Raw genomic sequence first — 25,952 nt, forward strand, 5'->3', positions numbered from 1 at the left:
ATGATTTCGCCTGGCTGGTGGAAAACTTCAGAATGAGCTGACCCGGCTGGCAACCACAGACCCACTTACCGGCTGCCTCAACCGGTCACAACTGGCCGACATCCTGAACAGCCAAATCCAGATGCGTGAACGCTATGAGCGAGTATCCAGCCTGATTCTGCTGGACCTGGATTATTTCAAGCTCATCAATGATCAGTGGGGGCACCTGGCAGGCGACAAGGTGCTGAAAGAGATGACTTTAAGGCTGCGCAAGCGTCTCAGAGAAAGCGACCAGCTTTTTCGGATTGGCGGTGAGGAGTTCATGATCGTGTTGCCTGAGACCAGTCAGCAAGAAGGCAATCTCCTGGCGCACCAGCTGCTGACCAGCATCAGTGCACGGCCGTTTCTTGAGGATATAAAGGTGACCGCCAGCGCCAGTATAGCCGAAGTAAGCAAGGGCGAAACCTGGTCGGTATGGCTGAATCGTGCGGATCAGGCGCTGTACGAAGCCAAATCACAGGGCCGTAATCAAGTGATAAGCGCTGCGGGACAACTGGAACCAGATAGCCAGGGCCTGGGCGAGCCTATGCCCCCCGTTACCAGCTGACGCGCATACCCTTACCTTATCGACGCTTGCGAAACTCCCTGTATGCGCCGAACACCTCCCAAGGGCTCTCAAAGTGCGGGTAATGCCCGACGCTTCTCAGCTGCACCACATCTGCATCTGGAATCATCTCCTGGTAGCGCTGCGCCATGGCTGCACCCGACACAGGGTCTGCGGTACCGGAAATAAGACGCATGGGTTGTCTGGCATTCTGTAGCGCCGACACCCAACGATGGCGATGGCATCTGCGTTCTTCCATAAATTGTATCAAATGATGCAGGATGCCACGGCCGTTGTTATAGGTGAGCAGATACCAAAAATTGTCCATATCCTGCTGGCTCGGGAGGTGTTTGCTGCCAAACAACTTCAAGAAACTGCGCTCAAAACTGCGTCGGGTCAAAGCCCGGCTAAGCAGCCCACCCAGCGGACTGCTCAACAATTTCTGAATCATCAAAGGGTTATGCACTTCCGGGAACAATGCTCCATTCAGGAAGCAGACACTGGCGATCTGGAAGGGCAGCACCCCCTCCTGTTCACGGGCCAGCAGTTCCTGGGCAACACTGCATCCGTAGTCATGAGCAAAAATGTGCACCGACCCAAGCCCAAGGCCTTCCAGCAGCCCCTGCATCAAATCTGCCTGGTCTTCAATGCTGTAGGCATGCCCCCGGGGCTTGTCAGAAAAGCCAAACCCCAACATATCCAGAGCCAACACATTATGACTCTGAACCAGCATGGGCCATATCCGGCTCCAGTCCCAACTTGCCGTGGGAAATCCGTGCATCAGCACCAGCGGCTCTCCTCTACCCGCCATGCGGCTGAATATCGCGTGGCCCTCGTAGCTGAACCATTTTCCGCCCTGCTGCCACTCCTCCAGCAAAGCAACCTCACCGCTGCCCACTGTTACGTCCTGGATGCCAGGTACTTGCTGTCCCATGCGCTGTCACCGATAAATCCTTCACAGCCTGCGACTGTAGAATAAACCCGGCTCTCCCGCCAGAGCTGGGTAAGAGCACTGCGTAAACTGCAAACTGGAGCGGGTCTTTTCAGAGAGCTTCATCGCAAACCGTAGAGATACGGCGCAAATTCACTTAAGCTTTAGCCCTCGCTTAACACCATTACGCCTTATCATTGCGCTTTATCATTATTCTTGATCACCCTGTACCCTTTAAAGAGACCGGAAAAGACTATGACCAAACTCCTTGACGACCTGACGGGCCACTACCGCGCCATCATCGACGGGCTGGGCGAAGACTCCAGCCGCGAAGGTCTGCAAGACACCCCCAAGCGTGCCGCTAAAGCCATGCAGTTCCTTACCCAGGGCTACCAGCAGAATCTTGGCGATCTCGTTAACAATGCGGTGTTTGAATCCGCCATGGATGAGATGGTTGTAGTACAAGATATCGAGTTGTACAGCATGTGCGAGCACCACATGCTGCCGTTTATCGGCAAATGCCACATTGCCTACTTGCCCCAGGGCCGGGTTTTGGGCTTATCGAAATTTGCCCGCATTGTGGATATGTATGCCCGTCGCCTGCAAATTCAGGAAAACCTGACGCGCCAGATCGCCGAAGCCGTAGAGAGTGTTACCGGTGCTAAAGGCGTTGCCGTGGTTATCGAAGCCCAGCACATGTGCATGATGATGCGCGGTGTCGAGAAGCAGAACTCAAAAATGAAAACCTCCATGATGCTGGGGCAGTTCCGTAAATCCCAGGCCACGCGGACTGAGTTCCTGCAACTTGTGAGCAACCGCGCCTAACGTTAAAGCGCGCGCGACTCAACCAGGCAGCTATCGCAACCGCTTTCGAATGTAAGCGCGGCGGGCCCAGCTCCGGGCTTTCCAACTCGAGCATCCATGCGTGCCCCAAGCCGGGTGACTCATTAGCTGGCGCCTCATCCTGTTTGGCCAACAATTGCACGGGGGTCTCAAACGTTCCGTTCAAGGCCAGACACCCTCTGAGGCTCATTTCGTTCAGCCAAAACATGTCATCACTGCCTCGCGTGCCAAACTCCAAGAACACAGAGCAAGCCTGCACACCACGCAAGGACACGCCCCCGGCGCCACTGAAATTACAGCCAAAAAACACACAGCTGCCGGATAGGACGGGTATCACCGCTGAACAGTAGGTGTTCGTTAATCATCAGCCCGTATGAGGGCTTGTCGGGTGTGTACTGGTTTTGAAAATGGGACAGACGCACGCCTTCAAACTCGAACGGATTGTCATCCAACTTGCCCCATCACGCCTTTCAGTGTTTGCTCCCAAAGCTCTTCGTAGACCCCAGGCGGCAAATAAAGCGTAGGCTTGAACCCATGTTGAAACCGGCACTCATAACCGATGCGCTCCAAACCAAAACAGTGATCCGCGATCTCGCAACGCAAATTTGATGGTATAACCTGCATCAATCAACAGGCGCCGGCCACCAGATTCAATCATTGCGTTGTTATTCCAATGATCCATCGCCTCGGAGTGACCTACCCCAAGCATCGTCAATACCGCCATTTATAGTTTCCCTCCCTATTCATGCATTCCACCCGTAGCGTCTTTGCGGTCAGATTTGATGATCCAACCTGGTGGGCGTATATTTCAATCACAGACCAATGTGCGCCACCATGCGCGTCATTGTGGCTAGTTGCAGACGATCAGACCACTCCTATAAAAGCAGTATCGGTAATATGCCAACTCAAGACCCAAATTGCATTCGCAACATACTCACCTCTGTCCGCACCATTGCGCTTGTGGGTGCTAGCGAGAAGACCCACCGGCCCTCCCATGAAGTCATGGTGTTCATGCAAGCGCACGGGTACCGAGTTATTCCCGTCAATCCCCGTCTGGCCGGTCAACAACTGCTGGGTGAGGCTGTATACGCCGACATCACCGCCCTGCCCGAGCCCGTCGACATGGTAGAGCTTTTCCTTGCCCCAGAGCGCACCGATGCAGTGATCGACCAAGCCATCGAGCTGAAGGTACCCATCATCTGGATGCAAATTGGCGTGATCAATGAAGAGGGTGCAGCCAGAGCCGAAGCGGCTGGAGTAACGGTTGTGATGGACCTCTGTCCGAAGCAAGAGATCCCAAGACAGGGTATACCCCCGATTGGTTCTGGAGAGTGAGCAAAAAATCAGGGCCCTTGGTTAGGCGACTGTTACATCCCGCCTTCCCAGCGGTGATATTCCTTGTTTTTCTTGCCATGGCAGCTGGGCTTCGTTATGGCCTGATCCAACAGTACACAGGCCAGATACAGGCCAATCTTGAAAACGAAGCCCGAAGCATGGCCAACTCCATGGAGCGGGAGTTTATGGTTCACGCAGATTCCATCCGGCGCATGGCCAGCCGGCTGCAAAAAAATCCGCAAATGTCGGAGCGCGAATGGCGTGAGGATGCCCGTAACTATCTTGTAGACTTCCGCATTTATCAGGCCATAGAGTGGATCGACAGCGACCTTATTATTCGTTGGCTAGAACCCCTTGAGGCCAATGAGAACGTCCTTGGCTTTAACACGGCGTTTAATCAAAACCGTCGCAGCGCACTGGAGTCCGCCAAGCAATCCGGTAACTACGACATTTCCGGCGTGCTGGATCTGCGCCAGGGTGGCAAAGGTATAGTCATCTATGCGCCGGTAGGCACTGGCCTCGACAACAGCGGTTTTATAGCCGGGGTCTTCAGAATGGAAACTCTGGCCCAACAGCTGTTGGCATCTCGGGAGCCGGCCATGTTTCGGATAGCGCTCCACAGCAAAGGTGCTCTGGTGCATACCCTGAGTGACTTTGAAGGTGCCAGCGCGCCCATGTCCCACACCGTGCCGGTGAGTCCTCCCTCGCTGGAATGGCAGATTACTGTTGAACCATCGCCCGCATGGGTCAACAAACAGCGCAGCCCCTGGCCGCGCTGGACGTTCATTACGCTTCTTTTCATGGGCCTGCTGACCAGCCTCACAACTCTTATGCTGCAGATCATATTCAAGCGCAACCAGGTTCTGCTGGCAACCCGCCAGGAACTGGATGAGGAAATTACGCAGCGCAAAACCATTCAGCAAGACCTTGAGCGGCTCGAATCCACAGACATTCTCACGGGCCTGGCGAACCGACGCTTTTTTATGGAGGATCTGGCCCATGCGCTGACCATTGCAGAGCGCATGACGCGGCAAGTCGCTCTGGTGATGCTCGATCTCGATCGCTTCCAGATGCTCAACGACTCCATGGGGCATCAGTTTGGTGACGAGCTTCTGGTCCAGGTTTCCGGGCGCTTGAACCAACTGAGTAATGAACGCATTTTGGTGGCCTATTCCGGCGGTGACGAGTTTATGATCTGCCAGCAGTATGTGGAGGATATTGACGACGTCATTTACCTGTTGGGACGGATCAAACAGTGTTTTGGCGCGCCTTATGTGGTTCAGGGTGAAGCCCACAGTGTTACCGCAACTCTGGGTGTTGCCGTGTACCCCCAAAGCGGCCAGGATGCCGATACTTTACTGCGCAACTCGGATATTGCGCTGTATCGGGCCAAAGAGCAGGGCCGCAACACTTACCAGTTTTATACCGAGGGCATGCAGGAGCGGGAGGTGCTGCGGCTAGAGCTGGAGAAAGATCTTAGTCAGGCTCTGGCCAACAACGAATTTGTACTGCATTACCAGCCGCAGCTGAACCTGGACAACGGCGAAATCACCAGCGTTGAGGCACTCATTCGCTGGCAACACCCCCGCCGGGGCCTGCTAGCACCCGGTGAATTCATACCTCTGGCTGAGGAAAGCGGTCGTATAACCGATATAGGGCAATGGGTGGTCATGGCCGCCTGCCAACAACTGGCCGCATGGAAAGGAACGCGCTTCGAAAACCTTCGGGTGGCCGTGAATCTTTCCGGGCGGGAGTTGGACGACGAAAATCTGGTTGAACGTATACGCAAGGCGCTGGAAACAGAAGGCATCCCCGCCGACCGGCTTGAGGTTGAGCTGACCGAGGAGATTTTCATTCAGAATATCGAACACAATCTTGGGCAGCTGTCGCGCCTGCATGATCTTGGGGTACATCTGGCCATTGATGATTTTGGTGTTGGCTATTCTTCTTTGGCGTACCTCAGAGACTTCCCGGTGGATCTTCTGAAGATCGATCGTTCGTTTATTACCAACGTGACGGAGCGCCACGACGATGCTGTGATTACCCGAGCGGTGATTAATCTTGCCCATAACCTTGGTTTGCGGGTCGTTGCAGAGGGCGTGGAGACCCAGGCGCAGCTGGATTTCCTCAAGAATCATCGCTGCAACATGGCTCAGGGTTATTTGATCAGCCGTCCGGTTTCGGCCGCAGACCTGGAACAAGCTCTGGGTAGCGGCGTGCCAGAAACGCTCACACTGACTGAGCCAGATTTGTAATCGGCCTCTGTCACCCCCAACACAGTAATAGCAGCAATTGATTTTCAGGTGAGACTTTATGACCACGGGTTATCTAACACCGGAACAGAACAGTAAGCTTCGTCGGTGGGAACGCTGGAATCGGAACTATTTCATTTTTGCGTTTGTGGCTCTGGTTATCATTCTGGTTTTCAGTAGCCAGCTCGGGCTTTCCAGCGGTGACGACTGGGGGCCTTTGGGGCTTTTGCTTGCGGCGCTGGTTACTCCGATTATTATTTTTCAGTTGCGCCTGGCCTGCCCAGCTTGTGGCGTGAAGATTGGCTGGCAGGCCAAGCTGATGGCGCCAGATCAGTGCAAAAGCTGCGACACCTTCCTTCGGGCCAAAGGCTCCTCCTCCTGAAAACCTTTGACCTGTGAGTAGGTCATAGGTTTTAAGCTATCCTTAATCAATACATTGTCGGCCTTTTACTTCGGTGCGGGCCGCGACGGTGTGGATGGCTTGTCCGAAAACCGCTGTGAATACGTCCATGTACGCTTGCTCTGCGCCTTCACATGGCTCCGAGCATTTTCGGACAAGCCATCCACACCGTCGCTCGTTAACAATTGGCGGATACTGCTGGATATGAAAGTTAAAGAACTTGCTACCTCTGCGGGGGTGAATCCGGACACAGTCCGTTTTTACACCCGGGAAAGACTGCTTAAACCCTCTCGGAATCCGGATAACAATTATCAGCAATACGACACTGAGGATCTTCGGCGCCTGCGTTTTGCCCGCAAGGCACGGCAGTTAGGTTTTTCATTGCCCGAGATTCGGCAGATTCTGGATCAGGCGGATGACCACCACTCGCCCTGCCCCATGGTTCGGGATGTGTTTCAGCAGCGGCTGGCCGAGGTGGAGCGGGAGATTGGCGAGTTACAGCAACTTCGCAAGCGAATGAAAACAGCGCTGGTCGCCTGGCAGGATATGCCGGACGGCACGCCGGATGGTCGTACCATCTGTCGGCTGATTGAGCACTGGGACGATAGCAAGCCCAGCAAACAGGCTGAGGAGTAAACCACTATGAACGATGCACCTTTGTTACATACCAGTCTCAGCATTTCCGGCGCCACCTGTCAGGGCTGCGCCAAAAAGATTCGCAATGCCCTGGAGCCGCTAACCGGTGATACCGACCTGGTAGAGGTAAATCTGGAAGACCAGACCGTCGCGTTGCCGGAAGGCATCGATACCACGAAAGCGGCCAGGATTGTGACGGAAGCGGGTTACCCGGCAGAGCCGGTGGCTGATTCTGTAACTGAAAAGCCCGCCAGCTGCTGCTCGCCCAAGTCACAAAAGCCGGATTCAGAACCCGATGCAGGCGAGCAGGCCACGGCTTCTGAAAACAAACCTGAAAAACCGGCAACGCCGGCCCAAAGCGACGATCAGGTGTATCTGGCAGTAACCGGTGCTACCTGTGCTTCTTGCGTCAATACCATTGAAAAAGCACTGAAGTCTGTGCCCGGCGTTACCCATGCTCACATGAACCTCGCGGACAATACCGCCACGGCAACGGGCGAGGCAGACCCGCAAGCCTTGATCCAGGCGGTGGAAAGCTCCGGTTACGGCGCCAGTGTGATTGAAGATGCGGATGCTGCAGACGACCAAAAGCAGCAAGAAGACAAAAAACGCTACAAAACCCTTCTGGTGAAAATGGCGATCAGCCTGGGCCTGGGCGTTGGCCTGATGGCCTGGGGCATGGGGTTCGGCTCCATGACGGTAACCGAGGCGAACCAGGGCATCTGGTTTGGTCTGGGCCTGCTCACTCTGGTGGTTATGGCCGGTACCGGCGGGCATTTCTACACCGGCGCCTGGAAGGCCTTCCGGCACCACAACGCCAATATGGACACCCTGATTGCTCTGGGTACCGGCACTGCATGGCTGTACTCCATAACGGTCGTGAGCATTCCCGATGCCTTACCCGAGATGGCACGGCATGTGTACTTTGAGGCCTCGGCCATGATTATCGGCCTGATCAACCTGGGCCAAGCCCTGGAACTCCGGGCCAAAGGCAAAACATCCGAGGCGGTTCGTCGGCTACTGGACTTGCGAGCGAAAACCGCACGGGTTATCCGCGATGGGCAAGAGCAGGATATCCCGGTGGAAGACGTGCGCAAAGGCGATCACATCCGGGTTCGCCCTGGCGAGAATTTACCGGTAGACGGGCGCGTCGTTGAGGGCAGCACCCGTATCGACGAAAGCATGCTCACCGGCGAGCCCATGCCCGTGAGTAAAGCGGTGGACGATGAGGTTTCCGCCGGCACGCTCAATACCCATGGAGGAATCGTCTACGAGGCAACACGGGTGGGTAGTGAAACCGCATTAGCCCAGATTATCCACTTGGTGAAGAAAGCCCAGGGCTCGAAACCTGCCATTGGGCGGCTGGCAGACAAAATATCGTCGGTGTTCGTGCCCAGCGTGATGCTGATCGCGGTAGCCGCCGCATTGGTCTGGTACAACCTCGGGCCTGAGCCTGCGGCTGTACACATGATGGTTGCGGCCACGACCATACTAATCATTGCTTGCCCCTGTGCGCTAGGCTTGGCTACGCCCATGTCGGTAATGGTAGGCGTTGGCAAGGCGGCGGAATACGGCGCTCTGATTCGCCAGGGCGATGCCCTGCAAACCGCGGGCAAGCTGGATCTGGTGATTCTGGATAAAACCGGCACCATCACCGAAGGTCACCCGGCGGTAACAAGCGTGCACGCGGTGAATGGCGATGAACAGCAATTGCTGGCCTTGGCAGCAGGCCTGGAACAACATTCCGAACACCCGCTTGCGGAAGCCATTATTAACAAGGCGAAAGAGCAAAACGCACAGCCACTCAACGTCACCGGTTTTAAAGCGCTGAACGGCAAAGGCGTGGCAGGTGAGTTTGAAGGTGAGCTGGTTCGGCTGGGCAACCGCCGGTGGCTGGAAGCCGAAGGCGTTTCGTTAAATGACATGGCCGATGCGGAAAAAGCCATTACCGAGCAGGCTGGCACCCCGCTATTCCTTGCCCGGGGCACTGAATTGCTAGGCGTTATGGGGGTTGCCGATGCCATCAAGTCAGATTCGCAGGCCGCCATCCGGCGCCTGCACGATGCCGGCATCAGGGTAATGATGGTCACTGGCGATATCGACGCCACCGCCAAAGCCATTGCCGCCAAAACCGGCATCGACGATTACCGTGCCGAAGTCCTGCCTGAAGACAAATCCGACGTAGTGAACGAAATGCGCGGCAAAGGCTACACCGTGGCTATGGTGGGTGACGGCATTAACGACGCACCGGCGCTTGCCGCCGCTGATGTGGCTTCGCCATAGGCACAGGCACCGACGTAGCCATCGAAAGCGCTGCGATCACTCTGATGCGCGGTTCCCTGCACGGCGTACCGGATGCCATCGAGATTTCCCGGGCCACCGTGTCGAATATTCACCAGAACCTTTTCGGCGCCTTTATTTACAACAGCCTGGGCATTCCCATTGCCGCAGGCCTTCTGTACCCGGTATGGGGCATACTGATGAGCCCCATTCTCGCTGGCGCTGCCATGTCGTTATCTTCGGTAACCGTTGTTACCAACGCTAACCGGCTACGTCTGTTTAAATCCAGTCACAAGCCAGCTCAATCGCCAAACCAAGGCCAAAAATCAAAACAGGAGCGGAACTGATGGAAACAATATTGGTCAATGCCGGAGGGCTTGTTCTAATGGCCGCAACCATCTGGTGGTTCTGGCTTTCTTCATCGGATAGCGACGCGCCTGCACAAGATCACAGCGATCACTGAACACGACATTAAAGAGAGCAAAACCATGAAAAAACAGATTCTCGGATTGGCCCTTGGTGCAACCCTCGGCTTCAGCACCCCACTTTTGGCGGCAGGTGCTGCTCAAAGTATCCACGTCTACAAGTCGCCCACATGCGGTTGTTGCACAGACTGGGTCGATCACCTTGAAAGCAACGGCTTTAAGGTGGAAGTTACAGACACTCAGGACATAAATCGCGTCAAAATGGAAGCCGGGCTCACCCCCAACCTGACCAGCTGTCACACCGCTTTCGTGGGTGACTACGTGATCGAGGGCCACGTGCCCGCGGATGACATTCACAGCCTCATAGCCCGCGCCCCGAAAGCCAAAGGCCTGGCCGTTCCCGGCATGCCCGCTGGCTCACCGGGCATGGAAATGGGCGACCGCAAAGACCACTACCAGGTACTGATGTTCAACGAGAAAGGCCAGACCAAGGTGTTTTCCGAACATAACTAGGCTGAACAGCCCAGCAGGGCTAGCCTCTACCTGAATATCAGACAGCCCGGTACCCCTCCCGTACCGGGCCAGGAACAATGGCTGCAACTGCGTTTGTATCACGGCCCTGAAAAATACCGCAATTAACCCCGCGTAACAGGTCTGACTCATACCGCTATAACCGTTATACTTCGCTCCATCATTCATTTTTTCAGCCAGGTTCACCCATGCTCAATGCCGACGCTATCAACCAGTTGCGCCAGCTAAAAACTGATATTGAGGAAAGCAAAGTTGTTTTCCCAGGGAAGGTTAAAGCCACCAACGGCCGCTTCGGGTTCGTCACGCTAGATGAAGGTCGGGATGTTTTTCTGCCGCCAGAAGAAATGCAAAAGGTGCTTCCAGGCGACAGGGTTAATGTGTCCGAACAGGAAGTAGACAAAGGCAAAACCCAAGGCGTTGTGGACGAGCTTCTAGAAAGCCCTCTAAGCACCTTTGTTGGGCGTTATCTGGTGAAGGGCAAAGGACATTTTGTGGTGCCGGAAACGCCGGGCATCAATCGCTGGATTTTTATCCCGCCTAAAGAGCGCATGAATGCGCAGCCCGACGATTATATTTACTGCTGCATTCACAAGCACCCGATTAAAGACGGAAAGGGCCAGGCAAAGATTCTTCGGGTTATTGGCAAGGCAGGCGAGCCAGGAATAGAGCGAGCCCTCACCCTGGCCACCTTCGATCTGGCAGATGCTTGGCCCGCGCCCGTTATAGAGCAAGCGGATAGTCTGAACGAAGCCAGCATTACGGCCTGCGAAACCAGCCGGGAAGACCGCACTGAGCGCGCTTACGTAACCATCGATAGCCCCGCCACCCAGGATATGGACGATGCACTGCTGGCGGAACCCAATGTAACTGGCTGGTCGCTATCCATTGCGATTGCCGATCCATCCGCACTCATTGGGCCCGAAAGCCCAGCGGAGGTTGAAGCTTTCAACCGGGCAACGGCTATTTATTTTCCGGGTGAACCTTTGCCCATGCTCCCTGATAGCATCAGTACCCGGCTGTGCTCGCTGATGCCAGACATGAACCGCCTAGCTCTGGTGTGCGACCTGCAGGTCAATAACGATGGCAGCCTGGGCGATTACAGTTTTCATCAAGCGGTCATCCGCTCCAAGGCCAAGCTCAGTTACGACCTTGTATCCAATCTGATTGAAGGGCGCGAAGACGAAGATATCAAAGCCTTGCCAGACTCGGTTTCCAACAGCCTGGACCAGCTCCATCAAGTGGCAACCGCTCTGCGAAAATGGCGCAGTGAACACGCACTGCTAAGTGGCGACCGGCCCGAATTCCGGCTTAGGCTGGATGAAAACCGGCGCATTCGTGCCATTGAACCGTCGATACAAAACGAGGCACACCGCCTAGTGGAAGAGTGCATGGTTGCAGCCAACCGGTGTGCTGCAGATTTTTTGGCCAAACAACCTTCTGGCCTATTCATCCAACACCCTGGGCTTCGAGATGATCGAGCGGACAATACCCGTGCTCTGATTAAAGGCTATGCGCCCCACCTTGCGGAATTTGACCCCAGCACTGCCGATGGCTTTCGGGAAATAATGAAGCAGACCTCCGAGCTGGAAGCGGAAGTACCCGTGAAAACCATCCTCTCGCGCCAACTGGCCCGGCTGAACTGGCATTTTCTGCCGCACCACACCAAGGCATGGGCCTTAGCGCCTACACCACCTTCACATCGCCCCTGCGCAAGTATTCCGACCTTTATGTTCACCGGGTTATCAAAGCAGCACTGTGGGACACCCCCATGATGGCGCTGAGCGGAGACAAGCTACTGGCACTTCAGGGCGCACAGTTCAAAGCTCGCCAAGCTGCGAACAGCCTGGAAACCTGGCTCAAAAGCGACTTTGCCAAAACCCTGAGCGAGGAACCTATGGACGGCATTATAAGCCGAACCATCCCCGCCGGCTTTTTCGTACGCTTGGAAGCAAACGGGTTGGAAGGGTTTATCAGCTGCAAAGATCTGAATGGCAAGTACAGCTTTGACCCAGTGACTCTGCGCCTGACTCACAACAAGAATGGCCGTATCTTCCAGCTGGATCAGGCAGTGAAAGTCAGTTTTTCAGGCGTGGATGACGAGCGCCGGCAGATCAACTTCAAACTGGTAGAGACAGCGGAAACCCCGGTCGCCGCCAACGCCGGAGCCGGTTGAAAAACCATCAGATCAGGCGCATCTTACTAACAGTAGAGTAGCTCAGGGTATCCCTGATCCTTAAAGGAGGTGCGCCATGCCCATCACCCCGGATGAGTTTCTGAAAAACATGGTTTCGACAAGGAAGACGAAACGCCGGATCACAGTCTTCGCCACAACGCGATAGAGCACGCCAAACACCTGCGCCGGCCCAATGCCGGCACACCTCACGATTGGGAAGATTGGGAGCGCTACCAGCGCGAGCATCCAGACGATATAGAAGGTGATGACAAGAAGAGCGACGACAGCGAACGCTGACGTCGTTCCTGCGTTACGAGCGGAGCATTTTCTCCAGGCGGGCGTCTTTGGCTTGCCACTGCTCCGCCAGCCAGTTCTTCACGTTGCGCCTGTGTTCACCATCGGTGGAATAATCCCGCCCTTTCAGGTGCTCGGGAATGGTCACGGTGTGAATCTCCATTTTCACTTCACTTATCCGTCCGCACATAAAATCCCAAAACGACGGCGCTCCGCCAGGGTAGGCAATAGTTACGTCAACGAGCGTTTGTATCGAATCACCCATGGTGTCCAGTACAAAAGCGGCGCCGCCAGCTTTTGGCGTAAGCAAGTGGGTGTAACGTGATTTCTGCTTATCGTGCTTGGCCTGGGTGAACCGCGTGCCTTCCACAAAGTTCATCACGCTCACAGGGGTGTAGCGAAACTTCTCACAGGCACGGCGGGTGGCTTTCAGGTCTTCCCCGCGTTTCTCCGGGTGCTTGATCAAGTACTCTCGGGTGTAACGCTTCATGAAGGGGAAATCCAGGCCCCACCAGGCAAGCCCGATGACCGGTACCCAAATAAGTTGCTGTTTCAGAAAAAACTTCAGAAAAGGCGCACGGCGGTTGAATTCCCGCTGCATGGCAAAGATATCTACCCAGCTTTGATGATTGCTGAGCACAAGATACCAGCTTTCACGGCGGAGATTTTCCGCGCCAGTGACATGCCATTGCGTGCCATGGGTTAGCTTCATCCAGCCGGTATTGCACGCCACCCAGGATTCCGAGATCCAGATAATGATGCGGGTACACAAAACCCGGAAGCCCTTGTGGGGGATAATGAGTTTCAACAGCGCCGGAATATAGAGCAACAGGCACCAAAAAAGTGTGTTAACTCCCAGTAAAATGGAATTGAGTACGCCGATAACGGGAGCAGGTAGGAAGCTGAGCATGCGGTTCCTGTTGTGATTATTTAGCCAGTGGTGAGCAATCATACCAATCACCGCCGGCTATGGGCAGTGGCTGATTGTGACCACATTGCCATCTAATAGTGACAGTACTGCCATAGCGCGGCCAGGCGCTGCAAGATAGCCTCCATTTTTAACCATGGAATTTTTTGATGCCCGACCTCACTCAAGCCGCGACCGAAAAAGCCGCAAAGCTGGCACGGCAGACAAAGCTTTATGCTGGCAACGCCTTTGATCGTGTATTCCGCGCCTCAAGCCTGGTGCAGGCAGGGCAAACACCCTTTGAAACACTTCATTCAGACGGGCTGGTCAGCCTGCGTTATTACCCGCCTCTCAAAGAAGATTTCATCGACCTGGATGGCAGAACCATTACAGTTGAACGAAAAAGCCATCGAACCCCTGTGGTGATTGTGCCGCCGCTGGCGGTGAATATGCTGATCTATGATCTTTTCCCCCAGCGCAGCCTGGTAAGATTTCTACGTGCCAAAGGTTTTGAGGTTTACCTCATTGACTGGGGCACACCAACCCGGGCACACAGCCATTACAACTTGCATACCTATGTAGCAGAACTCCTGCCCGCCTCCCTAAACCGGGTGCGCGAACACAGTGGCCAGCAGGAATTGTCGCTGCACGGCTGGAGCATGGGTGGCATGTTTACCCTGTTTTATTCGGCCCTGAGCAAAGACCAACATGTGCGTAACGCCATTGTGCTGGGATCGCCTATCGACAGCCATGCTTCCGGCGTTCTGGGGTTACTGAATCAGCGCCTGGCGGATGTGGCCGAATCTATCCGCAAACGTACCGGCTTCCGAATTCACGATCTCCGGCCGCACTGGTTCCACAGCCCGGGTTGGTTAAATACGATCGGCTTCAAACTGACCAACCCTGTCGGCAGTTTTATGGGTTACTGGGAGTTGATCATCCGGTTGGGAGATCGGGAGTTTGTAACCAGCCATGCCACAACATCTGCCTTCCTTGATCGCATGGTGGCCTACCCCGGCGGTGTCGTTCAGGACACGGTCGTGCGTATCTGGATCGACAACCAACTGTCCCGGGGCACAGTGCAGATTGGTGATGATCAAGTACAACTAAACAACGTCAGTGCCAACCTGTTTGCCGTAGCAGGCAGCGAGGACACCATAGTGACGCCTGCGGCGGCAGAACGGCTGATAGATCATGTCAGCTCAGAAGACACAGCCTTTCGCGTGGTCCCCGGCGGCCACATGGGCATTTTGGCGGGCAGCAAAGCGCCCCGGGAAAGCTGGCTGGACATGGCCCAGTGGCTGGCACAGCGTTCAGATTGATGGCGTGCCCGGTTCCGGGAATGGCGGTTGTGGATTACACTGCTATCCATGAACCTTATTGATACATTCAATCTTGATATTCGCGCGCTGCAGACCTTTGTCGCCGTTCTTGACGAGGGCAGTGTTTCCCGCGCGGCAGTCAAGCTTGGCGTCAGTCAGTCGGCAGTAAGCCACACGCTGGAGCGCCTACGGAACGCCCTGAGGGACCCCCTGTTCGTTAAATCCGGGCGCGGCATAACACCCACGCGCTACGCAGTACAGGCAGGCCCCCACGTTCGCCAGATTCTCGACGACATGCACTCCCTGGCCTCCGGCCCACCCTTCACGCCAGAAACCACCGAGTTCACCTTCACCATTGCCGCTAACGACTACGAACGGGACTTGCTCCTGCCCCCGCTGATGCAACGTCTGCGACAACAGGCTCCGGGCATAATGTTGCAGGTAATTGCATCAGGCATTCCCACTGCAGAGATGCTGCGCAAAGACATCTGCGACCTGATCATCTCACCTCACGCGCCGGAAGCCACCGACATTATGCAAAGAGGCCTAATGGCCGATCGCATGGTGGTTTTCTACGATCCAGGCCAGCGCGAAGCGCCAGAGACAGTCACCGAATACCTGAAAGCCGATCACATTGCCCTGGTATTTGGCAGCGGCGAGAAACCCGCCCTCGAAGCCGGACTTTCTGCCCGCGGGCTGACCCGCCGCAACGTGATTACCGTCTCCAACTTTTCCGGCCTGCCAGAATTTCTCCGAGGCAGCGACATGCTGGTTACCGCGCCTGAACGCATGAGCAAACACTTACTCCGGGATTTTGCCTGGGTGCCCTTACCCTTCAGCTTAAAGCCCTTTACCCTGCTGATGGTCTGGCACCGCCGCAACCAGAACGACCCTGCGCACCGGTGGTTACGAAACCAGGTGAACGCCGTAGCGGCCACCATGAATGGCCTCAACGAGTAACCTATCAATTTTGCTCATATATCCTATGAGCAGCACTGCCGTTATTTTTTGGCCCTTTAGCCCTAAAATCCACTCCACGCCCGCCCACCCCAAGGTATGGATGATAAATGCTCGCTTTAACCAGTATATGGACAACCATACTGCTCGCCGCCGCCGTTGCGCTGGGGCCACTGGCCACTGACATGTACCTGCCGGCACTGCCCCAAATCGGCAGCGATTTCGGCACCGGCACCAGCCAGGTTCAGCTAACCCTGAGCCTGTATATGGTCGGTTTTGCCATCGCACAACTGGTTTGTGGCCCGCTGGCGGATCGCTTTGGGCGTAAACCGATCATGATTGGCGGGTTTGTCCTGTTTGCCTTGGCCAGTATTGGCTGTGCTCTTGCCAGCAACATTGAAACTCTGATTCTGTGCCGTTTTTTGCAGGCCTTGGGCGGATCGGCCGGGCCAGTTCTGGGCCGCGCCGCCATCCGGGATATTTACACTCCCCGGGAGGCAGCAAAAATCATGGCGCTTCTTGCCAGCATCATGGCCCTGGCGCCCGCCATCGCACCCACTCTGGGCGGCCTAATGGTAGCCGGCCTGGGTTGGCACTCTATTTTTCTCGCACTAGGGGGTTATGCCCTGATCATGGCCGTGGTGGTGGCTTTCGGCATCCCCGAACCCATGCGGCCAGAGTACCGCCAGCCCCTGAGACTCTGCAGCCTGCTGAGAAACTACCGCGCCATAGGCACAGATATCAGTTTTCTCGGCTACACCCTGACCAACGCGCTGCTATTCTCCGGGCTGTTTGCGTTTCTTTCGGGCTCCTCCTTCGTGCTGATTGATTTTCTTGAAGTGCCTCCACAGCAGTTCGGCCTGTATTTCGCCGGCATTGTAGTTGGCTATGTAACCGGCAACCTCACAGCGATCCGCCTTGGCAGTCGCCTGGTGCCAGATCAAATTCTGGTTCGTGGGCTGATCATTGCCGTTGCCGCCGGCGGCCTGATGGTGGCGCTGGCACTGGCGGAGGTCTTCAGTGTGTGGGCCGTTATCCTGCCCCAAGCACTGTTTATGGCGGGCACCGGTATGGTTATGCCCCAGACCATGGCAGGCGCCATGGCCAACTTCCCCCGTATGGCCGGCTCCGCCTCAGCACTGTTCGGCTTTGCCCAAATGGCCGTCGCAGCCTTTGCTGGCATGCTCGTGGGGCACTTGCACGACGGCACCTCGCTGGTAATGTCGGCCATCATCGCCATCTGCGCCGTTGCCGCCTTAGGCAGCTACTTGCTGCTGGTGCAGCGCCACCCAGCCGCGGGGTTCGAGCCACAAGCGGGGTGAAAACTCATCCAAAATGGTCTAAACAGAGTATGCTGTTTCTGAACATTTACGGATAACAAGGAGCAACCAATGAGCACAGTAACTCTCGACGGCAACCCCATTGAAGTGAGCGGCACGTTTCCGCAGAGCGGCGACACAGTGCCGCCCTTCACGCTGACCAACAGCGGCCTGGAAGACGTAAAACTTGATAATTGGGCAGGCAAGCGCAAAATCCTGAACATCATTCCCAGCATCGACACCGGCGTGTGCGCGGCATCGACCCGCAAATTTAACGAAAAAGCCGGCGCTCTGGACAACACCGTTGTACTGGTTGTCTCCGCCGACCTGCCGTTTGCAGCAGCCCGTTTTTGCGGCGCAGAAGGCTTGGAAAACGTCATCACGCTTTCATCCTTCCGGAACTACAGCTTCCAGCAGGACTACGGAGTCAGCATTCAGACCGGTCCACTGGCCGGCCTTTGCGCCCGCGCCGTGTTGGTTCTTGATGAGGACAACAAAGTTATCCACAGCCAGCTTGTAAACGAAATCAAAGACGAGCCCGACTACGACGCAGCATTGAAGGCTCTCTGAGGCTATACCCAGGCACAAGCCTGGCGGACGGTCCGTCTGCCAGGCCACCCCCGAACTCGAACACAAAACTGTTAAACTCCAATATACAAACCCGGACCAAGGCATCACCCCATAACCCGTGAGCAATACCACCCAAAACGCCAGCCTCCCCCGCCAGCTCTACACCATGACCTGGCCCATGCTCTTTGGCGTTCTCTCGCTGATGACATTCCAGCTTGCGGATAGCGCCTTCATCGGCCAGCTTGGCCGAGATCCACTGGCGGCTCTGGGCTTCACACTCCCCATGCACCAGCTCATCATAGGGCTACAGGTGGGCTTGGGCATTGCCACCACCGCCATCATCTCGCGGACACTCGGGGTGGGCGACGAACTCCGTGCATTTCGCCTGGGCGGGCTGGTCACTACCGTTGGCAGCACGCTGGTGTTCGTGCTCTGCGTCGGTTTGTGGCTTCTGCAGAGCCCGATCATGACCGCGCTCGGCGCAGACGACACCCTGCTTCCTCTGGTACGCAGCTACTGGGTGCCCTGGCTGTTCTCCGCCTGGATCGGTGCCTTTCTCTACTTCGGCTACAGCATCTGCCGCTCCCATGGCAACACAAAACTACCCGGCTATATGATGGTGGCAACCAGCCTTTCCAATATCGCGTTGGATCCGCTATATATTTTTGTTTTCGACTGGGGGTTGCCGGGCGCTGCCTGGGCCACGGTGACTTCCTTTGGCATCGGCTGCCTGTTTATTTACCCAAAGCTGCTTAAGCGCGGTTGGATCCGCTTTGATCTGCGCGAGCTTGCGTTGGGCCGCGCCCTGAAACAACTCAATAGCATTATGGCCCCTGCCATGGTCAGCCAGCTTATGCCGCCTGTTTCAGCCATGCTGGCAACCGCCATGGTCGCCGGCTTCGGCTCGGCTGCTGTTGCAGCCTGGGGGCTTGGTACTCGCCTGGAATTTTTCTCTATTGTGGTTGTGCTCGCGCTAACCATGTCCATGCCGCCGATGATCGGCCGCATGCTGGGCGCCGGCAACATAGAACAAATTCGTAAACTGGTTCGGCTTGCGGTGCGTTTTGTAGTGGTCTGGCAATTGGCCATAGGCTTGCTCTGGCTAACCGCCTCCGGTTTAGTCTCCGAGCTGTTCAGCAGCGACCAACAGGTGCAAGAGGTTCTTGGCGCCTACCTTGTGCGGGTGCCTCTGAGCTACAGCGGTTTGGGGATATGCATGCTGATGGTGTCCATATGCAACGCCCTTGGTCTTGCCGTGAGAGCGTTGCTGATTTCAATCCTGCGGTTGTTTTTGTGCTTTTTGCCTCTGCTTTGGCTGGGCAGCCAGCTCAACGGCATTTATGGCCTGATGAGTGGTGCTCTGGTAGGCAATCTGTTTGCTGGCATCATGGCATACAGCTTTTATCGCACCGGCATGAAGCAGCTCCGCAAAAAAGGAAGCGAGTCAGGCGAAGCGTGACCGGAAACTTTCCGGCATGGGCGTTACTTTCTTTGTAGGGTAATCAAAAAACACGAACCCGTACTTTGCCAAGGCTACGGGCTGGCCGCTCTCAACCTTGGTTACCCGGAACACAAAGTCGGCACCGTATTTGTTGAAGTCCATTACCCCCACCTCAAAACGCAGCATTTCCGGAAAAAATGATTCCGACTGATACATGGTGGCCAAATCCGTCACAATGATGCCCTGGCCGCTGCTGTCACCCTCCGCAATGCCGTAGCTGATCAGAAATTGAGCGCGGGCTTCCGAGAGCATAGAAACCAAAGCATCGTTACCCAAGTGGTTGGCACCGTTAATATCGGTCGTCCGGACCTGCATGCGGGTTTCAAAGCAAAAACCGTCGTCTGGGAAGGAGAGTTCAATTCGGGCCACGCTGAGATACCTGTCTTTCAGTTTTTCTGGAAGTGTCTGGCTGCAGGTGCGGATGATACGCTGTTGGGTTAAGGCGTTCACCTCAAGATCTTGTCGCAAAAATCAGTTATCGTCATTCAAGAGTCTTTGAGCGCTGAACCCAGCGGCACGTGGAGGTTAAGAGTTTGAACAACAAAAGCCCAAAGGATATTCGTCCGGCAGCCACCCTGGCGTTGGTGCGTGATACAAAAAACGGTCTGGAAATACTCCTGATGCAACGCACCTGGGGGGCGGTATTTTTACCCGGCTATTACGTGTTCCCTGGCGGTGCGGTAGATCAGAATGACACCCAGGGGCGCGACCACACCGCCGGCCTGGCAGACACAGAAATCAGCCATACCATGAGCCTGAGCGAAGGTGGTGCAGATTACATGCTGGCTGCTGTGCGTGAGTGTTTTGAGGAAGCCGGTGTCCTGGTGGCCGTGGATTCAGACAAGCGCACCATAAGCGCGGATCACGCCGTTCATAACGACCGTGGGGCGGTGTTCCGTGGCGAGTTGTCGCTCGCCCAGTTATGCCAACGCCACCAGTTAACAATTCCCCTGGATCGGCTGGCTTATCTAAGCCACTGGATTACACCTCCCGGCCCTCCCCGCCGCTTTGACACCCGGTTTTTTGTCACCAAGGCACCCGAAGGCCAGCCGGTGCACCATGATGGCGACGAAACCATCGACCATGTATGGATCAGCCCCGCAAAAGCCCTGGAGGAAAACCGCGCTGGCCAGCGGCTGATGACGCTGCCTACCCTAAGAACCCTGCGGGTTTTGCGAGATTTTGATACTGCAGACAACCTGATGCGCTACGCTTGGGCGAACCCGCCCGAGCCTTTCCCAAGCCAGCCATGGCCCGCCACCCGGCGCAGTAAGCCAGTGATTCTGGAGCCAGGCTCGCCCGCCTATGATGAGGCCAGCAAACTGGACCCAGAGGGCGAGGGCAGCACCAACGCCGAGGTTGTTCCGGGTGAGGCCGTTGAGGTTGCAGCCGGCGTAATCCGCCTGACTGCGCCCAACCCGGGAATAATGACCGGGCCGGGAACCAACACTTATATCTTGGGGCACGAGCGTTTTACGGTCTTGGATCCTGGCCCCGACCATGCCGGGCACATTGAAAAGATTCTGGAACTGACAGGAGGGCAGATTGACTCTGTGGTGGTTACTCACACCCATCTGGATCACTCCCCTGGCACCCGCGCCCTGAAAGAAAAAACTGGGTGTCGGGTATATGGTCGATCGGCGCCTGCGGGGGCATCACAAGATCAGAAATTTGCGCCCGACGAGCAGCCCGAACACGGCAGCCTGATTCACACCGATGCCGGCACGCTCAAAGCACTGCACACCCCCGGACACGCCTCCAACCACCTTTGCTTTTTGCTGGTGGAGCAGGAGCTGCTGTTTTCAGGGGATCACATCATGCAGGGCTCAACAGTGGTCATCAATCCGCCGGATGGCGATATGAAAGCCTACATCGAGTCCCTCTACGATCTGCTGGCGGAATCTATCCGCTTCATTGCACCGGCCCATGGCTTTTTGATGGGACAGCCGGAAGCGGTCATCGATTACCTGATCACCCACCGCTTATCCCGGGAGCATAAAGTTGCCAAAGCGCTCCACAAGCTATCACCGGTAAACCTGAAAGACCTGACCAGCAAAGCCTATGACGATGTGCCAGCAGCCATACACGGCGTTGCAGCCAGATCGGCGCTGGCCCACCTGCTGAAGCTGGAAGCCGATGGTCGCGCGGCGCATAGAGACGGGCTCTGGCAGGCTACATCAAGCACGTGAGCCCACCCGGCCCCAGGTGCTACAGCGCCTGCGGGCTTCTACTTCTTGGCGATAATGTACACTGCGTGCACTATGCCCGGAATATAGCAAGAAGGGTCAGCAGTATGTTGATCCAGAAGTGCTTTCCTATGCCCACTTGCAGGAAAACCCCCAGTGGCGGTAACAAAATTGCAATAATAATTCGCAAAAAGTCCATATTCTTCACCCCTTCCGTCAGATATAACTAACACACTTGCACAATTTATCCCTGCAAGCCGGATACACCATTAATTTTACGCAAATTTGGCTAAAGTTCATGGCAACACCATGAAAATGGCATTAAACCTTTGTTATTGCCATATCCATGACCAAAGTCGACCTTTATCCTTGGGTCCTTCTTGATGACCCGTGAGGAATAATGCCGTTTTTCAAGCTGCAATCGCTGACCAACATTCCAGCCTCGCTGTGCTTAATGATGCTTACGCTCCCTGCCCTGGCACAGGCAGACCCACCTGCCGACAGCAAACAGGCGCCAGCCTCTCAAGAGATTCTGCTGGCAGAATTGGCAGAGGACGAAAGCGTAGCAGATGTGGAGCAATCAGAGCCCCGACGAAAAGCTGGCCAGGCAACTGCGCCCAAGGCAGGCTCCACACCCGAAATTGCCGCACCAAAGCCGGCGCCGAAACCAAAAAAAGTAGCCCCCAACATTGATTTGAAAGAGGTTGCGCCAGCACCAACTCCGGAGCCAGCAAGCAAACCGGGCAGTGAAGAGCCCGTAGCGCCAGAGCCGGAAGTTGAAGGCCCCAAACCCGCAAACAATCTGGCCCTGCTTGGCAGCGAAGTGTTGCCCGGCACATCCACACGCCTGGCCTGGTCATCCGGAATTCAGATTGCAGGCTTGTCGCAACCCACACCGGTGCTGGTGGTAAACGGCGTTAATGCCGGCCCGACTCTGTGCCTGACAGGTACGATCCATGGCGACGAGCTGAACGGCATCGAAATTATTCGCCAGACCATGTACGACCTTGATCCGGAAAAATTGACCGGTAGCGTGGTGGGCATTCCCATTGTAAACCTGCCGGGATTCCAGCAGGGCAGCCGTTATCTGCCAGATCGCCGCGACCTGAACCGGCATTTCCCTGGCCGCCCGAATGGCAGCCTGGCAGATCGCATTGCCCATTCACTGTTTGATAAAATTATCCGACATTGCGACATGCTGGTGGATATCCATACGGGCTCGTTGAAGCGAACCAACCTGCCACAACTCCGTGCCGACATGAACAACCCTACCGTGGCAGAATTTACCCGGGGTTTTGATCGAATGGCGGTGGTGCATAGCAGTGGATCACCAGGAATGCTGCGCACTGCGGCTGTCAATGTCGGCATTCGCACGGTAACGCTGGAGGCTGGCGAATCGCACCGCATCCAGGAGCACCAGATAGATGCTGGCGTAAACAGCCTGACCAGCCTGATGGAAAAGCAGGGTATGATTTCCCGGATGTTTGTATGGGGCGATCCCCAACCGGTGTACTACAACTCTGCCTGGGTTCGGGCAGACCACGGCGGCATTTTGTTCAGTGAAGTTAAATTGGGCGCAAAAGTTTCAGAAGGTCAGGTTCTTGGCTACATCGCCGACCCGATCACCAACGCCCAGTACCCTATTCACTCCAGCAGCAATGGCAGAATCATCGGTATGGCGGTGGATCAGGTTGTCATGGCTGGCTTTGCCGCCTACCACATAGGTACAGAGGCAAAAGTTCCCGGGGAATAGTATCCTGTCTTTTTTCCAGCTAAAACGGCCTGACACACCTTTAAGGAGCCCATTATGCTCAAGCAACCATCATTTAAATCCCGTCACCCCTTGCTGGGCTCATCCCTGCTGGCACTGCTTATTATGGCTTCAGGTTCTGCCGCCAACGCGCAAAGTGACGCAGCTGAGCAGGTGCAAATCCCTGATCAAATTGTAGATGTCGAAATAACTGGAAACAGCGCATCCCCATCGGCCAACACCTCAGGGGAAAGCGCCTCAGGGCTTTGCGAGCGACCCGAGCCGTGGCTATACGCAAAAACTTACAAAGAGGGCGAAATGGCAAGCCACGGCGGCAAGGTGTGGAAAGTTATCAAAACCACCAAAGGAGATATGCCGGGGATGAACAAGCCACCGTTCTGGGAGCAGGTAGAAGGCCATTGTTCGGCTGTTAGTCCGTAATTCTGAGGTTGCCCTGTAAGGCCGATTCAATGCGCTGAAGCACGTCGGCCAGCACGGCCTTGGGGCAGCCAATATTGAGCCGCATAAAACCGCTGCCCTGCTCACCAAACGAGAGGCCGGGGTTCATACCCACTCCGGCGTCCTGCACAAAAAACCGCTTCAGGGCGGCATCATCCAGCCCCAGATTTCGGCAATCCAGCCACATCAGGTAGGTTCCTTCCGGCGCCAGGGTCTGAATCCCGGGCAGGCGGGCAGTAACCGCCTCAACCACAAAATCCCGGTTCTTCTGCAAATACGCCATCAGATCGTTCAGCCAGGGTGCACCGTCTCGGTAGCCGGCCTCAAACCCTGCAATGCTGAACGGATTACACTGGGGCAGGTGCATGGAGTCGAACACGGCTTTCATGGCATCGCGCTGTTCCCTGTCCGCAATGACCAGGGCGGACAACCCGAGCCCGGGAATGTTAAAGCTTTTGCTCGGTGCGATAGCTGTAATCAGTGCATCATCCGGCCCAGCGAGTGTTGCCAACATGTGGTGGTGAGGCTTGTCAGAAAATGTGAGGTCGCAGTGGATTTCATCAGAAATAATCACCAGATCGTGCCGCCGTGCAATGTCCAGAACAGCTTCCAACTCCTGTTTAGACCAAATGCGCCCAACCGGGTTATGGGGTGAGCAGAGCATCAGCAAGCGGGCATCCGGGCGAGCGGCGCAAGCTTCGAGGTGTTCCAGATCCATTCGGTAATACCCGGTTTCTTCATCGCACATCAACGGGTTTTCGATAACTGCCCGGCCGCTCAGACGCACCGAGCTGAAGAACGGCGGATACACCGGAGGCTGAACAATCACGCCCTCGCCCGGATCAGCATAAGCCATGCAGGCAGCGTGCAGGGACGGCACAACTCCAGGAGCCATCAGTAGCCATTCGCGCTGAATTTCCCAGCCATGTCGCTCGCGAAACCAGTCCGTTATTGAGTCCAGCAGGCTGTCGGGAAACAAAGTGTAGCCATAAGCCGGGTGCGCGGCACGCTCAGAAAGCGCACGGGTTATGGCCTCTGGCACGGCAAAATCCATGTCCGCCACCCAAACCGGAATCACGTCCTCGCGGCCAAACACTGCTTTACGGGCATCAAACTTTACCGAACAGGTATTTTCGCGATTAAGAGGCTGATCAAACGGGTCTGTCACTGGCGAACTCCACAACCGGTTAGCTATTGGGCAATCCGGGTTATTGTGAGTGGGTATCGCCATCATCGCAACCGACGCGCCGCGCTCTGAGCGCCTGCATTCTGCTTTGGTCGAACGGGGCGCAATAATACTTGCCGAATGACCTTGATACTTGCGAACCTAACGGTTTACCTGCGCACGATCACCCCTGCGCCTGTTGGAGCCTTCGATGATTGGCCAGATTCTTTCCACCCTGTTACCAGTGTTTCTGATTGCTGGCTGCGGCGCCCTATACGGTCGGTTTCGCACCCCGGATATTCAGGGACTAAACGTTCTGAACATGGAATTGTTTGTTCCCATGCTGGTTTTTGCGGTGCTGGCCGACCAGCAAGCACCGCTACAGGATTACGCCGGGCTTGCTCTGGCGGCGACGGTTGTGGTTCTGGGGTCGGGAATTGTTCTGTACCCACTGGCCCGGGTTCTCAACCTGAACCTGAAAACCTTCCTGCCCCCGATGATGTTCAACAACTCGGGCAACATGGGCATTCCACTGCTGGTTCTGGCCTTTGGTGAGGCGGCGCTGCCGGCGGCTATCGTACTGTTTATTGTAGAAATGCTGCTGCACTTTTCCGTGGGTCTGTACATGCTTGACCCGCACACTTCCATTTTACAGCGCCTGAGACTCCCTATTGTGTTTGCCAGCATCGCCGGGCTGACCGTGAACCTTGGCGGCATGCCGCTTCCGGACTGGCTGCTGCAGGCGATGAATATGCTCGGTGAAGTCAGCATACCGCTTATGTTGTTTACCCTGGGCGTGCGCATGCTGGATATCGATTTCAGCGACTGGAAGCTGGGCATGCTCGGCGCCATTGCCTGCCCGGTCAGCGGTTTGCTGCTGGCATGGCCAATGATTGCGCTGCTGGATCTACCCGGCCTACAGGTTGCCGCACTTTGGGTGTTTGCGGCCCTGCCACCGGCGGTGCTTAACTATATGGTTGCAGAGCAATACCAACAGGAGCCCCACAAAGTGGCTTCCCTCGTATTATTAAGTAATCTGGGCAGCCTGATTGTTATGCCGATTGTGCTTGGGCTGGTTTTTGCTGCCGGCTATATCTGATAGGCAGCAATGCATGCATACCTATGCGCAAACT

The 25,952-nt window shown here is 55.7% G+C and carries 21 protein-coding genes and 4 pseudogenes; 19 read left to right on the forward strand and 6 right to left on the reverse strand.

Annotated elements, in window-relative coordinates; all coding sequences use genetic code 11:
* The first annotated feature begins 46 nt into the window (after positions 1-46).
* Entirely contained in the window at positions 47-586 is a 540-nt protein-coding gene (locus BCA33_RS11215) for a GGDEF domain-containing protein (protein ID WP_302848223.1), read from the forward strand.
* 16 nt (positions 587-602) lie between these two features.
* Here the strand turns inward: BCA33_RS11215 and BCA33_RS11220 are convergent, their stop codons facing one another.
* Positions 603-1,517, reverse strand: coding sequence for an alpha/beta fold hydrolase (locus BCA33_RS11220; protein ID WP_071265878.1), 915 nt, complete (start codon positions 1,515-1,517; stop codon positions 603-605).
* Between the two features lie 252 nt (positions 1,518-1,769).
* On the opposite strand from BCA33_RS11220, the gene folE reads away from it, so the two are divergent.
* Positions 1,770-2,339 carry a GTP cyclohydrolase I FolE gene (folE, locus tag BCA33_RS11225; RefSeq protein WP_071265882.1) on the forward strand — a complete coding sequence of 190 codons (570 nt, stop codon included), beginning with the start codon at positions 1,770-1,772 and terminating at the stop codon, positions 2,337-2,339.
* A gap of 568 nt (positions 2,340-2,907) precedes the next feature.
* On the opposite strand, the gene BCA33_RS20500 is transcribed toward folE, so the two are convergent.
* Positions 2,908-3,081, reverse strand: coding sequence for a hypothetical protein (locus tag BCA33_RS20500; protein WP_175469763.1), 174 nt, complete (start codon positions 3,079-3,081; stop codon positions 2,908-2,910).
* Between the two features lie 173 nt (positions 3,082-3,254).
* Between BCA33_RS20500 and BCA33_RS11230 the strand changes: the two genes are divergently transcribed.
* The 8 genes and pseudogenes from BCA33_RS11230 (at position 3,255) to BCA33_RS21810 (ending at position 12,686) form a co-directional block, all read left to right on the forward strand.
* Positions 3,255-3,692, forward strand: coding sequence for a CoA-binding protein (locus BCA33_RS11230; RefSeq protein ID WP_071265884.1), 438 nt, complete (start codon positions 3,255-3,257; stop codon positions 3,690-3,692).
* A complete protein-coding gene (locus BCA33_RS11235) occupies positions 3,689-5,947 on the forward strand; it encodes an EAL domain-containing protein (protein ID WP_368087242.1) in 2,259 nt (752 codons plus the stop codon). The genes BCA33_RS11230 and BCA33_RS11235 overlap by 4 nt, the downstream gene beginning before the upstream one ends.
* A gap of 58 nt (positions 5,948-6,005) precedes the next feature.
* On the forward strand, positions 6,006-6,326 hold the full coding sequence (locus tag BCA33_RS11240; RefSeq protein WP_071265886.1) for a hypothetical protein: 321 nt from the start codon (positions 6,006-6,008) through the stop codon (positions 6,324-6,326).
* Between the two features lie 222 nt (positions 6,327-6,548).
* Positions 6,549-6,980, forward strand: coding sequence for a MerR family DNA-binding protein (locus BCA33_RS11245; protein ID WP_071266024.1), 432 nt, complete (start codon positions 6,549-6,551; stop codon positions 6,978-6,980).
* Positions 6,981-6,986: 6 nt separating this feature from the next.
* Positions 6,987-9,607, forward strand: a pseudogene (locus tag BCA33_RS11250) (heavy metal translocating P-type ATPase).
* A 141-nt stretch (positions 9,608-9,748) separates the two neighbouring features.
* Positions 9,749-10,198 (forward strand): DUF411 domain-containing protein, encoded by a 450-nt coding sequence (locus BCA33_RS11255; protein ID WP_071265888.1) that lies wholly within the window; start codon positions 9,749-9,751, stop codon positions 10,196-10,198.
* A gap of 206 nt (positions 10,199-10,404) precedes the next feature.
* Positions 10,405-12,389: pseudogene (locus BCA33_RS11260) on the forward strand (ribonuclease R family protein).
* A 76-nt stretch (positions 12,390-12,465) separates the two neighbouring features.
* A pseudogene (locus BCA33_RS21810) lies at positions 12,466-12,686 on the forward strand (hypothetical protein).
* Between the two features lie 13 nt (positions 12,687-12,699).
* Here BCA33_RS21810 and BCA33_RS11265 read toward each other — a convergent pair.
* The gene (locus BCA33_RS11265) at positions 12,700-13,593 is read right to left on the reverse strand and encodes an acyltransferase (protein ID WP_071265890.1); all 894 of its coding nucleotides are present in this window, start codon (positions 13,591-13,593) and stop codon (positions 12,700-12,702) included.
* 167 nt (positions 13,594-13,760) lie between these two features.
* Between BCA33_RS11265 and BCA33_RS11270 the strand changes: the two genes are divergently transcribed.
* From BCA33_RS11270 to BCA33_RS11290, 5 genes are all read left to right on the forward strand, one after another.
* Positions 13,761-14,912, forward strand: coding sequence for an alpha/beta fold hydrolase (locus BCA33_RS11270; RefSeq protein WP_071265892.1), 1,152 nt, complete (start codon positions 13,761-13,763; stop codon positions 14,910-14,912).
* Between the two features lie 48 nt (positions 14,913-14,960).
* Positions 14,961-15,872 carry a LysR family transcriptional regulator gene (locus BCA33_RS11275; protein WP_071266026.1) on the forward strand — a complete coding sequence of 304 codons (912 nt, stop codon included), beginning with the start codon at positions 14,961-14,963 and terminating at the stop codon, positions 15,870-15,872.
* A 107-nt stretch (positions 15,873-15,979) separates the two neighbouring features.
* Positions 15,980-17,191, forward strand: a complete 1,212-nt coding sequence (locus tag BCA33_RS11280) for a Bcr/CflA family multidrug efflux MFS transporter (protein ID WP_071265894.1) — start codon at positions 15,980-15,982, stop codon at positions 17,189-17,191.
* A gap of 69 nt (positions 17,192-17,260) precedes the next feature.
* Entirely contained in the window at positions 17,261-17,758 is a 498-nt protein-coding gene (gene tpx / locus BCA33_RS11285; protein ID WP_071265896.1) for a thiol peroxidase, read from the forward strand.
* Between the two features lie 118 nt (positions 17,759-17,876).
* The gene (locus BCA33_RS11290) at positions 17,877-19,217 is read left to right on the forward strand and encodes an MATE family efflux transporter (RefSeq protein WP_254774347.1); all 1,341 of its coding nucleotides are present in this window, start codon (positions 17,877-17,879) and stop codon (positions 19,215-19,217) included.
* Here BCA33_RS11290 and BCA33_RS11295 read toward each other — a convergent pair.
* Complete coding sequence (locus tag BCA33_RS11295; RefSeq protein ID WP_071266028.1) at positions 19,203-19,628, reverse strand: thioesterase family protein; 426 nt, start codon at positions 19,626-19,628, stop codon at positions 19,203-19,205. The two genes, BCA33_RS11290 and BCA33_RS11295, sit on opposite strands and share 15 nt — an antisense overlap.
* 164 nt (positions 19,629-19,792) lie before the next feature.
* Between BCA33_RS11295 and BCA33_RS11300 the strand changes: the two genes are divergently transcribed.
* The gene (locus tag BCA33_RS11300; protein ID WP_071266032.1) at positions 19,793-21,448 is read left to right on the forward strand and encodes an MBL fold metallo-hydrolase; all 1,656 of its coding nucleotides are present in this window, start codon (positions 19,793-19,795) and stop codon (positions 21,446-21,448) included.
* A gap of 38 nt (positions 21,449-21,486) precedes the next feature.
* On the opposite strand, the pseudogene BCA33_RS11305 reads toward BCA33_RS11300, so the two are convergent.
* A pseudogene (locus BCA33_RS11305) lies at positions 21,487-21,644 on the reverse strand (YqaE/Pmp3 family membrane protein).
* A gap of 201 nt (positions 21,645-21,845) precedes the next feature.
* On the opposite strand from BCA33_RS11305, the gene BCA33_RS11310 reads away from it, so the two are divergent.
* Positions 21,846-23,198: a succinylglutamate desuccinylase/aspartoacylase family protein gene (locus tag BCA33_RS11310; protein WP_071265898.1), complete on the forward strand. Its 1,353-nt coding sequence runs from the start codon at positions 21,846-21,848 to the stop codon at positions 23,196-23,198.
* 54 nt (positions 23,199-23,252) lie between these two features.
* Positions 23,253-23,636 (forward strand): hypothetical protein, encoded by a 384-nt coding sequence (locus BCA33_RS11315; protein WP_071265900.1) that lies wholly within the window; start codon positions 23,253-23,255, stop codon positions 23,634-23,636.
* On the opposite strand, the gene BCA33_RS11320 is transcribed toward BCA33_RS11315, so the two are convergent.
* Complete coding sequence (locus BCA33_RS11320; protein WP_071265901.1) at positions 23,626-24,822, reverse strand: MalY/PatB family protein; 1,197 nt, start codon at positions 24,820-24,822, stop codon at positions 23,626-23,628. The genes BCA33_RS11315 and BCA33_RS11320 overlap by 11 nt on opposite strands.
* Before the next feature lie 208 nt (positions 24,823-25,030).
* Here BCA33_RS11320 and BCA33_RS11325 point away from each other — a divergent pair, with 208 nt between their 5' ends.
* Positions 25,031-25,918, forward strand: a complete 888-nt coding sequence (locus tag BCA33_RS11325; RefSeq protein WP_071265903.1) for an AEC family transporter — start codon at positions 25,031-25,033, stop codon at positions 25,916-25,918.
* Positions 25,919-25,952: the final 34 nt, after the last annotated feature.

It is taken from the genome of Marinobacter sp. AC-23 (genome assembly GCF_001858325.1).
Lineage (GTDB): Bacteria > Pseudomonadota > Gammaproteobacteria > Pseudomonadales > Oleiphilaceae > Marinobacter.